The sequence below is a fragment of the Arthrobacter sp. SO3 genome (genome assembly GCF_020532825.1).
GTDB lineage: Bacteria > Actinomycetota > Actinomycetes > Actinomycetales > Micrococcaceae > Arthrobacter.
Genome location: NZ_MQTS01000241.1, coordinates 24,285 through 35,436, shown reverse-complemented (window position 1 = coordinate 35,436; position 11,152 = coordinate 24,285). Strand labels below are relative to the sequence as shown.

The 11,152-nt window shown below is 67.9% G+C and carries 12 protein-coding genes; 9 read left to right on the top strand and 3 right to left on the bottom strand.

The window, feature by feature from the left end; all coding sequences use genetic code 11:
* The coding region (locus tag BJQ90_RS20565; protein WP_319004673.1) for a nitronate monooxygenase at positions 1-331 on the bottom strand (331 nt) is incomplete at its 3' end.
* Between the two features lie 36 nt (positions 332-367).
* On the opposite strand from BJQ90_RS20565, the gene BJQ90_RS20560 reads away from it, so the two are divergent.
* The 9 genes from BJQ90_RS20560 (at position 368) to BJQ90_RS20520 (ending at position 9,539) form a co-directional block, all read left to right on the top strand.
* On the top strand, positions 368-1,306 hold the full coding sequence (locus BJQ90_RS20560) for an N-acetylglucosamine kinase (RefSeq protein WP_413463724.1): 939 nt from the start codon (positions 368-370) through the stop codon (positions 1,304-1,306).
* Between the two features lie 67 nt (positions 1,307-1,373).
* The gene (locus tag BJQ90_RS20555; protein WP_226762035.1) at positions 1,374-1,826 is read left to right on the top strand and encodes an NUDIX hydrolase; all 453 of its coding nucleotides are present in this window, start codon (positions 1,374-1,376) and stop codon (positions 1,824-1,826) included.
* Between the two features lie 376 nt (positions 1,827-2,202).
* Positions 2,203-3,357, top strand: coding sequence for a ribosome small subunit-dependent GTPase A (rsgA, locus tag BJQ90_RS20550; protein ID WP_413463726.1), 1,155 nt, complete (start codon positions 2,203-2,205; stop codon positions 3,355-3,357).
* A gap of 332 nt (positions 3,358-3,689) precedes the next feature.
* On the top strand, positions 3,690-4,784 hold the full coding sequence (locus BJQ90_RS20545; RefSeq protein ID WP_319004672.1) for an ABC transporter ATP-binding protein: 1,095 nt from the start codon (positions 3,690-3,692) through the stop codon (positions 4,782-4,784).
* Entirely contained in the window at positions 4,784-5,518 is a 735-nt protein-coding gene (locus BJQ90_RS20540) for an ABC transporter permease (protein ID WP_226762034.1), read from the top strand. The genes BJQ90_RS20545 and BJQ90_RS20540 overlap by 1 nt, the downstream gene beginning before the upstream one ends.
* Positions 5,515-6,261, top strand: a complete 747-nt coding sequence (locus BJQ90_RS20535; RefSeq protein ID WP_226762033.1) for an ABC transporter permease — start codon at positions 5,515-5,517, stop codon at positions 6,259-6,261. The genes BJQ90_RS20540 and BJQ90_RS20535 overlap by 4 nt, the downstream gene beginning before the upstream one ends.
* A complete protein-coding gene (locus BJQ90_RS20530; RefSeq protein ID WP_226762032.1) occupies positions 6,258-7,220 on the top strand; it encodes an ABC transporter substrate-binding protein in 963 nt (320 codons plus the stop codon). The genes BJQ90_RS20535 and BJQ90_RS20530 overlap by 4 nt, the downstream gene beginning before the upstream one ends.
* 166 nt (positions 7,221-7,386) lie before the next feature.
* Positions 7,387-8,607 (top strand): pyridoxal phosphate-dependent aminotransferase, encoded by a 1,221-nt coding sequence (locus BJQ90_RS20525; RefSeq protein ID WP_226762031.1) that lies wholly within the window; start codon positions 7,387-7,389, stop codon positions 8,605-8,607.
* 77 nt (positions 8,608-8,684) lie between these two features.
* On the top strand, positions 8,685-9,539 hold the full coding sequence (locus BJQ90_RS20520) for a PPK2 family polyphosphate kinase (RefSeq protein WP_226762030.1): 855 nt from the start codon (positions 8,685-8,687) through the stop codon (positions 9,537-9,539).
* A gap of 21 nt (positions 9,540-9,560) precedes the next feature.
* On the opposite strand, the gene BJQ90_RS20515 is transcribed toward BJQ90_RS20520, so the two are convergent.
* Both BJQ90_RS20515 and xseA read right to left on the bottom strand, forming a co-directional pair.
* Positions 9,561-9,791 carry an exodeoxyribonuclease VII small subunit gene (locus tag BJQ90_RS20515; RefSeq protein ID WP_226762029.1) on the bottom strand — a complete coding sequence of 77 codons (231 nt, stop codon included), beginning with the start codon at positions 9,789-9,791 and terminating at the stop codon, positions 9,561-9,563.
* A gap of 56 nt (positions 9,792-9,847) precedes the next feature.
* Positions 9,848-11,134, bottom strand: coding sequence for an exodeoxyribonuclease VII large subunit (xseA, locus tag BJQ90_RS20510; protein WP_226762028.1), 1,287 nt, complete (start codon positions 11,132-11,134; stop codon positions 9,848-9,850).
* Positions 11,135-11,152: the final 18 nt, after the last annotated feature.

Genomic DNA, 11,152 nt, shown 5'->3' with positions numbered 1-11,152 from the left:
GGTCGTCGTCGTCGAGCCGTAGCGGCGGGATCTCCACGCCGTACCGCCGGGCATCCGCCCGCAGCTGGCCGCGGTAGTCCTCAAGCTGCGCCTGCACGGCCTCCGACGGCGGCAACCGGGCGGGATCGGGGACGAACACATTCACACCGAACCGCACCCCCAGGGCCCGGGCGCCGCCGATCTCTGTCTGCATGGCCTCGACGCTTTTGTATCCTGCGGCGAGGAAGCCCAGGCCTCCGGCGTCATGCACGGCCTTCACGAAGCCGGGCGTCGACGTCCCGCCGGCCATGGGGGCCGCGATGATGCGCGTGCCGAAGAGGGTATGCGGCATGGGTCACTCCTGGAGACGATTCAGTAGGCTGGTCTGGTGACCCATTCTGACATCCCGCCGGCGGCGGCCTCCGACCTTCCTCCCACCACTGCAGCCGGTGCTGTGATCGGTCTCGACATCGGGGGGACCAAAACCCGCGGAGTCCGCTTCGAGGACGGCCGGGCCACGGCCGACCAGTCGGTCGGCAGCTCGAACGTGCAGAACGTCAGCCGCGAGGAAGCGGCCCGGCATCTCGCGGAACTCTTTGCCCTGATCGGCGGCGGAACCGTGGCCCAGGTCTACGCGGGAGCCGGCGGCATCGATACCGACGCCGACGCCGCGGCGCTCGCCGCGCTGATCGCCCCGCATGTGCCGGGCGCCCGGATCACTGTGGTCCACGATTCGAGGCTGCTGCTGGCGGCCGGCGGAGCGAGCACCGGCGTTGCCGTTATCGGCGGCACGGGCTCGGCAGCCTGGGGCAGGAACAGCAGGGGCGGCGAAGCGCGCGCGGGCGGCTGGGGTTACCTGCTGGGCGATGAGGGCAGCGGGTACTGGCTGGGCCGCGAGGCGGTCCGCCACAGCCTCCGCCGGATGAACCAGGGCTTGGCACCGGACGAACTGACCACGGCACTGCTGGCCTCGTGCGGTGTGGACGACCCCAACAAGCTGATCGCGCTCTTCCATTCGGTGGACACCGGACGCCGGTACTGGGCCGAGCGGGCCCGGCTCGTGGTCGAGGCTGCCGCAGCCGGTCACGCCGCCAGCCAGGAACTCGTGGACCAAGCCGGACAGGATCTGGCAGCCCTGGCGCTGCAGACTGTCCGCCAGCTCGGCATCGACGGCCCGGTGATCCTGGGCGGCGGGCTGGGCATGAACGTCCCCCGCCTGCAGGGATCCTTCCGGTCCACCCTGGCCGCCGGAGGGGTCACCGATGTCCGCGTCCTGGAGCAGGACCCCGTGTTTGGTGTGCTCCAGCTCGTGGCTGAACAGGGCTGAACAGGGCTGAACAGGGCTGAACCGGCCCGGCCGGGCCACCACGCTGTCCGGCCACTAGGCTGGAGGGATGAGCCTGAACTTCGACACCCGTCCCGCTGCCTACGCGGTCATCATCCGCGATGGCGCCATCTTGCTGGCGTACTGGAAGCAGGGCGGCAAGGAAGGCTGGACCCTGCCGGGCGGCGGCCTGGACCTGGGTGAGCACCCCGTCGACGGCTGCCGCCGGGAGATCCATGAGGAAACCGGCTACCACGCGGAGGTCGGCGCCATGCTCGGGATCGACGTCGGGCACTGGCCTGCGGAGATCCGGATCGACGGCGGTGAACGCGATTTTCAATCCCTCCGGCTCATCTACGAAGCGAGGATCACCGGCGGTGAGCTGCGGCACGAGGTGAACGGCAGCACCACGCACGCGGCCTGGATCCCGCTCGGGGACGTCGCAGGGCTGAACAAAGTCTCGCTCGTCGACGCGGCACTCCGGCTTTACCGCGAGCGGCCGCTGGACGGCAAACTCTCCTGACGGCAAACTCTTCGGACAGCAAACTCTTCCCGACAGCAAACTTTGCGGACGAATTCCTAGCCAGGGCCGTCGGGTCCGGTTTATTCTAGAGAAGCCGCCGGGACGTCCCGGCAGAACCGGCACCCCGGCATCAGCGGGTACAGCAACCGGCAGGTCAGACGAGAACGGGGAGGTGGAGACGATGACTGCGGAATTCCTGTGCGCACAGCGCGCCATTATCAGCCAAGTCCTTATTCCTGCCCCGGCCAACCGCACCCACTAGCCTTTTAGCTGCCGGCTTCCACCTGCAGCGCGGAACACCCTCCGGGGCCCCATCAAAGGGTTTCCAGTGACTGCTTCTTTTGCACGTCCGGGCGCGTCCGGCGCCACACACACCATCACCACCAACATTCCCGCGGGTCCGGCGGACTACGGCTTCACCGCCGCCGTGGCCGAGCGCTTCGCGGCCCACCCTGCGCCGGGCGGCACCGGCGCGGGCCGGGTCATCCGCGTGGACCGCAACCTGGTTCTTGTCGCCACGCACGACACGACCCTCCATCTGCCCTACCCCGCCACCGGGGAGCTGCCCGCCACAGGGGACTGGGTCTGGCTGGGATCCAGCACCGCGGGGGAGCCCGCCCTCACCGGGATTCTCCCGCGGCACTCGGAACTGAGCCGCAAACGCGCCTTTGAAGCCTCATCGGAGTCGCAGGTCCTCGGCGCCAACATGGACATCGTCGGCGTCGTGGTACCCGTGGACCGGCCGCTCACCCACAACCGGCTCGAACGCACCCTCGTCGCGGCCTGGGATTCGGGAGCCACCCCGCTCGTCATCATCACCAAGGCGGACCTTGCCGACCTGGCGGACGACGTCGTCGGCTCGGTGATCCACCAGGCTGCCGGCGTCGCGGTGGTCACCACCTCCGCGGAACACGGCGACGGCCTCGACGAACTACTGGGCCACCTGCCGCCTGGCGGAACCCTCGTGCTGCTGGGCCCGTCAGGGGCCGGCAAATCCACCCTCATCAACGCCCTCGTCGGCGCCGAAGTCCAGGGCACCGGGGCAGTCCGCGCCGGTGACGGCAAAGGCAAGCACACCACCACCTCCCGCGAACTCGTGCCGCTGCCCGGCGGCGCCGTTCTGATGGATACGCCCGGGGTGCGCGGCTTCGGGCTGTTTGACGCCGAGGGCGGAATGGCGGAGATGTTCGGCGATCTTGAGGAGCTCTTCGGACAGTGCCGGTTCTCCGACTGCGCCCACGGCCGGGAGCCCGGCTGTGCCGTGCAGTCCGCGCTCGCGGACGGATCCCTCGATGGCCGGCGCTGGTCGAGCTACCTGAAACTCCAGCGCGAACTCGCAGCCGTGGCCCGGCGGCACGATGCTGCCGCCAGCCGCGCCTACGCAAGGCAATGGCAACAGACGATATCAGCTGCCGGCAAGAGCCAGCGCTCGGCAGAGAAGGACCGCCACGAGAAAGATGAAAGGAACGGTTCAAAGGGTGCCCGCAACGGCCGGGGCGGGCACTCCGGGGGCGCCCGGCGGACACGCTGACCGGTCCAAGCCCCCAGAAGCAACGCGGGGTCACTTCGCGCCCATCAGAGGCCCCCGGATGGGCGCGAAGTGACCCCGCGTTGCCTGGCTGGCACCGCCGCAGGGAAGCGGGAGGGGCCGCGGCGGAAAAACTTTTCCGGTCCGGCACCCATCCAAAGCCGCCGGGCCTACGAATTGCTACGTCAGCCACAGTGCCCTTGGCGATATCCCTGACTTTGTCAGTCGCGCTGGCTAGGCTGGGTCCTACCTTCTTTACAGCCAAAAATCAGCGTGTCTATGATCAGTTGGCTGGACCGTCCGATGTTGCCGCCAACAGTTAGGTAAGCCCGGAAATGGCTGAAGCCATGATCGAGTTCCAGAGCGTCACTAAGCAGTACCAGAGCGGGCAGGCCGCTGTGGATGACCTGACCATGTCCATCGACAAAGGCGCCATCACGGTTTTCGTCGGTCCCTCCGGCTGCGGCAAGACCACCTCGCTGCGGATGATCAACCGCATGGTCGAGCCGACCTCCGGGACCATCACGGTGGGCGGTGAGGATGTCACCTCCGTGCCGGCCGCGAAGCTGCGCCGTTCCATGGGTTACGTGATGCAGTCCTCCGGGCTGATGCCGCACCGTTCCGTGCTGGACAACATTGCCACCGTGCCGCGGCTCAACGGTGTGTCCAAGGCCGAAGCGCGGAAGCGCGCGCAGGAGCTGCTCGACGTCGTCGGGCTGGCCCCGGCGCTGGGCAAACGGTACCCATCGCAGCTGTCCGGCGGGCAGCAGCAGCGCGTGGGGGTGGCGCGGGCGCTCGCCGCCGACCCTCCCGTGCTGCTCATGGATGAGCCCTTCAGCGCCGTGGACCCGGTGGTCCGCGACGAACTCCAGCAGGAACTCCTCCGGCTCCAGCGCGACCTGGCCAAGACCATCGTCTTCGTCACCCACGACATTGACGAGGCCACCGTCCTCGGGGACAAGGTGGCGGTGTTCGGCCTCGGCGGCAAACTGGCGCAGTACGCCACCCCGGAGGAAATACTGCGCGCCCCGGCCAGTGACTTCGTGGCGTCCTTCGTGGGCCGGGACCGCGGCTTCCGGCACCTGGGCTTCAGCCCGTCCGACGGCGTCACCGTGCACCCGGCCACAACGATCACCAGGGCGGAACTCACGCTGGACGGCAGCGCCTCGGGCGAGTGGCAACTGGTGGTCGATGATGACCTGCGCCCGCTCGGCTGGTCGGGCCCGGGCAGGGGCCCGGCGACGGTTCCCGGCGGATCCCTGTTCCGGAAGGGCGACACGCTCCGCCGCGCCCTCGATGCGGCCCTGTCCTCGCCCTCGGGTCTCGGCGTCGCCGTGGACGCCGACGGCCGGGTCGCCGGCGTGATCGCAGCCGAAGAGGTCCTCGCCGTGATCGAAGCGGACCGGCACGTCCGCCAGGGCGCGCTCTGATGGAGTGGTTCCTGGCCAACAGCGCGCAGGTCTTGAGCCTCGCCGGCCAGCACCTCGTCCTCGCCATCCTGCCGATGATCTTCGGGGTGCTGATCGCGGTCCCGCTGGCCCAGCTGGCCCGGCAGAACCGCGGGCTCCGGTCCGTGGTCCTGACCGGATCCTCGCTGCTCTACACGATCCCTTCCCTGGCCCTCTTCATCATCCTGCCCACCATCCTGGGCACCCGGATCCTGGATCCCGTCAACGTCGTAGTGGCGCTGACGATCTACGCCGTCGCCCTCCTGGTGCGCGCCACCCTGGACGCCTTTGACTCGGTGGACGAAGACCTCCGCCAGGCCGCCGCCGCCATGGGGTTCAAACCGTTTGCCCGCTTCCTGCAGATCGATCTGCCGCTGTCCCTCCCGGTGCTTTTCGCCGGACTGCGCGTCGTCTCAGTCAGCAACATCTCGCTGGTCAGCGTCGCGGCCCTGCTTGGCATCGGCAACCTCGGGATGCTGTTCACCTCCGGCCTGCAGCGCGATTTCGTCACCGAAGTGGTGGTGGGCATCATCGCCATCCTCATCCTGGCCCTGCTGATGGACGCCGTCCTCGTTGTACTCGAGCGGCTGCTGACGCCCTGGACCCGCGCCGCGGCCAACAGCGGCGCGGACGCCGACGCCGGCCAGGACAAGACGGGCCCCGCTGCCGCGGCGCTGCGGCTTTCCGATGCGCAGACTGCCGGCGGTGCTTCATGAGCAACGTCGTCACGGACACCTTCGCCTGGCTCGGCGATCCGGAGAACTGGGCCGGCAGCGCCGGAATCCCGGCCCGGCTGGCCGAGCACCTGCTCTACACGGGCCTGGTCATGCTGATCGCCACCGCCATCGCCGTCCCCATCGGCCTGTACGTGGGGCATACCGGCCGCGGGCGGGTTGCCGCCGTGGCCGTCGCCGGCGCCCTCCGTGCGCTGCCGACCCTCGGCCTGCTCACACTCTTTGTCCTGCTCGCCGGCATCGGGCTGATGCCGCCGATCTGGGCCCTCGTGATCCTGACCGTCCCGCCGCTGCTAGCCGGCACCTACGCCGGCATCGCCAGCGTGGACCGGAACGTCGTCGACGCCGCACGGGCCATGGGCATGACGGAGCTTCAGGTGCTCTTCCGCGCCGAATTCCCGAACGCGCTGCCCGTGATGTTCGGCGGGTTCCGGACCGGGGTGCTGCAGGCCATCGCCACGGTCTCGGTGGTGGCCTACATCAACCTCGGCGGCCTGGGACGGTACCTGTTCGACGGGCTCGTGCTCTCCGACTTCCCCCAGATGCTGGGCGGGTCCCTGCTCATCGCCGGACTGGCCATCGCCGTCGACCTCGTCCTTGCCCTCATCCAGAGGCTGTTCCTGTCCCAGGGAGCCTCTTCCCAGCCAAACCGGAGCCATCAGGCTGCGGTTGATCTCACAGACCCTGTAACCGCGGGGACTGTTGTTCAAGGAGGTACGTCATGAAGGAAATCCGCCAACGAGCACTCGGCAGGCGCGCATTCGGCGGCCTGGCCGCCGGCGTCGGCCTGGCCATGGCACTGTCAGCCTGCGCAGGCTCTTCCAATCCGCTGTCCTCAGCCCCCGCCACGGGCGGGGCCGCGTCCGGTTCGGGCTCGGCCCTCGTGATCGGTTCCGCCGATTTCCCCGAGAGCCAGATCATCGCGGAGGTCTACGCCGGGGCACTGAACGGAGCAGGCGTCACGGCGAGCACCAAGCCGAACATCGGTTCCCGCGAGGTCTACTTCAAGGCCGTCCAGGACGGATCGGTGGACGTCATCCCGGACTACAGCGGCAACCTGCTGCTGCACGTCAGCAAGGACGCCACGGAGGTCTCGGCCGAGGACATCTACAAGGCCCTGCCGGGCAAACTCCCCGAGGGACTTGCCGTCCTGGAGCCCTCCAAGGCCGAGGACAAGGACGCGATGGTGGTCACGAAAGCCACCGCGGAGAAGTACCAGTTGAAGTCGATCGAGGACCTCGCCAAGGTCTGCAGCGAAATCGTGGTGGGCGCCCCGGCGACCTTCGCGGAACGCGCCTACGGGCTCCCCGGCCTGGCAAAGAACTACAACTGCGTGCCCAAGAAGCTGGAGCCGTTCAGCGACGGCGGCGGGGCGGTCACGCTCAAGGCCCTGCTCTCTGACCAGGTCCAGGTGGCCGACATCTACACCACCACGCCGTCCATCGCGGACAACGACCTTGTGGTGCTGGATGACCCGAAGAACAACTTCATCGCCCAGCAGGTCCTGCCGCTGTACAGCAAGGCCAAGATGACCGACAAGGCGAAGGAAACCCTGAACGCCGTGTCCAAGGTCCTCACCACCGAGGATCTGATCAACCTCAACCGCGCAGTCAGCGGCAGCCAGAAGCAGAATCCCAAGGACGCTGCGGCCGCATGGCTCAAGGACAAGGGACTGGTCAAGTAACAGGCGCTCCCGGACCTCTTTGACGGACGACGGCGGCTGCCGGTCCTCTCCCGGTTGACGGGGGGGAGCCGGCTGCCGCCGTCGCCGTTTTGTGCCTGTGACGGCGGGACACCCCTGTGAGACAGATCTCGCCGGAAGTACATCCGCCATATGGCATATTTGATGAATGGCAGAATTCAAGCAGTCCACCAAGCTTCATAATGTCCTTTACGACATCCGTGGACCGATCCTTCAGGCCGCCCAGCAGATGGAGGCAGAGGGTCACCGCATCCTCAAACTGAACATCGGAAACCCGGCCCCGTTCGGATTCGAAGCGCCGGACGCGATCCTGGTGGACATGATCCGCCACCTGCCGCATGCCCAGGGCTACAGCGATTCCCGCGGCATCTTTTCCGCCCGCACCGCCGTCTCGCAGTACTACCAGACCCGCGGTATCCAGAACATCCACGTCGATGACATCTATCTGGGCAACGGCGTCAGCGAACTCATCACGATGTCCCTGATGGCGCTGCTCGACGACGGCGACGAGGTCCTGATCCCCACCCCGGACTACCCGCTCTGGACCGCCTCCGTTGCCCTGGCCAGCGGCCGGCCCGTGCACTACCTCTGCGACGAGGACTCCGGCTGGCAGCCGGACCTGGCGGACCTGGAAGCCAAGATCACCCCGCGGACCAAGGGGATCGTGGTGATCAACCCCAACAACCCCACCGGTGCCGTCTATCCCGAGGACACCCTCAAGAAGATCGTCGCGCTGGCCGAAAAGCACGGCCTGGTCCTGTTCGCCGACGAGATCTACGAAAAGATCCTGTACGAGGACGCCGTCCACGTGAACATGGCCAGCCTCACCGGCGACGACGTCCTGTGCCTGACGTTCAGCGGTCTGTCCAAGGCCTACCGCGTCTGCGGCTACCGCGCCGGCTGGATGGCCATTTCCGGGCCGAAGAAGGACGCCGCGGACTACCTCGAGGGCATCAACCTGCTCGCGAACATGCGCCTGTGCGCGAACGTCCCGGCCCAGCACGCGATCCAGACGGCGCTGGGCGGGTACCAGAGCATCAACGACCTGATCCTGCCGGGCGGGCGCCTGCTGGAGCAGCGCAACAAGGCCTACGACATGCTCAACGCCATTCCCGGGGTCAGCACGCAACAGGCCCGCGGCGCCATGTACCTGTTCCCGAAGCTCGATCCCGAGGTTTACCGCATCCGCGACGACGAGAAGTTCGTCCTGGACCTACTGCGCCAGCAGAAGATCCTCGTCTCCCATGGCCGGGCCTTCAACTGGGTCCGCCCGGACCACTTCCGGATGGTCACCTTGCCGCTCGTGAAGGACCTTGAAGAGGCCATCAACCGCATGGCGGACTTCCTGAGCCGGTACAAGGGGAACTAGCCTAGGCTGAGCAGCGCGGCGCGGGCGGTTGTCCGGCGGTCCGAACGGAGGCTGCCCGAACCGGAAAGAGGCTTGTGATGGCGGACGTCGTGAGATTCAAGGACCACCCTTCTGACACCCTGAAAGTGGGCAAAGGCTTCAGCCTGAAGAACACTGACCCGGACTCCACCCCGGGCTACCCGGGGGACAAGAACGACGGCGAGGTGCTGCTCGCCGACCTGGATGACAACCTCGCCCTGCTCCAGGAGCAGCTTTTCGCCGAATCTCGCTTCGGCGGCACCAAGCGCATCCTGCTGATCCTCCAGGCCATGGACACCGCCGGCAAAGGCGGGATCGTCACGCACGTCATGGGCGCCATGAACCCGCACGGCGTCCAGATGAAATCTTTCAAGGCGCCCACCCCGGAAGAGCAGTCCTACGACTTCCTGTGGCGGATCGAGAAGGAAGTGCCGGCTGCCGGGATGGTGAGCGTCTTTGACCGGTCCCATTATGAGGACGTCCTGATCCACCGCGTCCACCGCTGGGCCGATCCGAAGGAACTCGAGCGCCGGTACAACGCGATCAACGAATTCGAGGCCAGGCAGACGTCCGCCGGCACCAAGATCGTCAAGGTTATGCTCCATATCAGCCGGGACGAGCAGAAGCAGCGGCTGCTCGCGCGGCTGGATGAGCCTGCGAAGCTCTGGAAATACAGCAGCAACGACCTGAAGGAACGCGCGTTCTGGAGCGACTACATGGACGCCTACCAGAAGGCATTCGAGAAGACAGGGACCGAGCTCGCCCCGTGGCACGTCGTCCCGGCCAACAAGAAGTGGTACGCCCGGATCGCCGTCCAGCAGCTGCTGCTCGACGCGCTGGAAGGTCTCAAGCTGCGGTGGCCGGTTCCGGACCTTGACGTCGCGTTGGAACGGGAACTGGTCGAGCGCTCCTGACCGGCGGCCGCCGGGCTGCGGCTAGCTGTCCTGTGCGGGCTGGTCGCGGGCCGCGGCCAGCCGTTTGCGGGCGCCCTCCAGCCACTGTTCGCAGCGCTTGGCCAGAGCCTCGCCGCGTTCCCAGAGCGAGAGGGACTCCTCGAGGCTTGCCCCGCCGGCTTCGAGCCGGCTGACGACGCCGACGAGCTGCTCGCGGGCCTCCTCGTAGCTCAGACCCTCGATGTCGGCGTTGGGCTGCGTTTCTGCTGCCATGGCGTGCTGCTCCTTGCTGTGTCCCGCAGGACGGGTCGATCGGGTGGATTGGTCTATCAGTCTTCGGCGGGTTCCTGGCCGCCGGTCGACTCCGCGGTGAACCGGCCCCCAGCCACGCGCACCGTCAGCGGAGTCCCCGACGGTGCCTGGTCAGGGTGCCGGACCACGTCCCGGCGGGTGCCGGGTTCCTGGCCGCCGTCGGCGAGCTGCACCACGGCGTACCCCCGGTCGAGGGTCTTCTGCGGCGAGAGGGCGCGGACCTGGGCCTTGAGGTGCACCAGCTGGTCCGCGGCCCGGACGACGGCGGTGGTGACGGCCGACTGGGAGCGGCCCTTGAGCCGTTCAATATCGTCGTGCCGGATGCTGACCATAACCTCGGGGGAGGCCAGTACCGGGCGGGAGCGAAGCGAGGCCAGCCGGTCCGTTTCACGTTCCACCAGCCGGGTGGCACCGCGCCGGAGCTGGTCCCGGGCCTGACGCACGCGGGCGAGCTCCTCCACAACGTCCGGGACGATCCGCTTGGCAGCGTCGGTGGGCGTGGAGGCGCGCAGGTCCGCGACATCGTCCAGGATCGGCCGGTCCGCCTCGTGGCCGATCGCACTCACCACCGGGGTGGACGCGCCGGACACCGCCCGGATGAGTTCCTCATTGCTGAAGGGCAGCAGATCCTCGAGGGCTCCGCCGCCGCGGGCGATGACGATCACGTCCACCTCGGGGTGCGCATCCAGTTCGCGCAGCGCCGCGATGATCTGCGCGACGGCGGTGTTGCCCTGGACGGCCACCTCACGGACTTCGAATTCGACGGCGGGCCAGCGCAGGGCGGCGTTGCGCAGCACGTCCTTCTTGGCGTCAGAGTCGCGGCCGGTGATCAGGCCGATCCGGTGGGGGAGCAGGGGCAGGGGCTTCTTGCGGGTGTCGGAGAACAGCCCTTCAGCGGCCAGGGCGTGGCGCAGCCGCTCGATCCTGGCGAGCAGATCCCCTAGCCCCACCGGCCGGATGTCCTTCACGGACATGCTCAGCCGGCCCGTCTTGAGCCAGAACTCCGCCTTGAGCAGGGCCACGACCCGGGAGCCGCGTTCGAGCGGGATGTCCTGCCGGTCCAGCACCTTGGTCCAGACGGAGGCGGGGAGGGAAATCTCAGCGTCGATGTCCCGCAGCGTCAGGTAGGCGTTGGTCCCGCGCCGGTTCAGCTCGATGACCTGTCCCTCGACCCACGCGGACGGGGCACGGTCGATGTGCATCTTGAGTTTCTGGGACAGCAGCTGCAGCGGCCAGGGGTTTTCCGGGCTGGTTTCCGCAGCCGTGCCCGGAACGGTCGTGGCTGCCGCGACGTCTTCAGACATGCCGGTACCCCTGGGCGG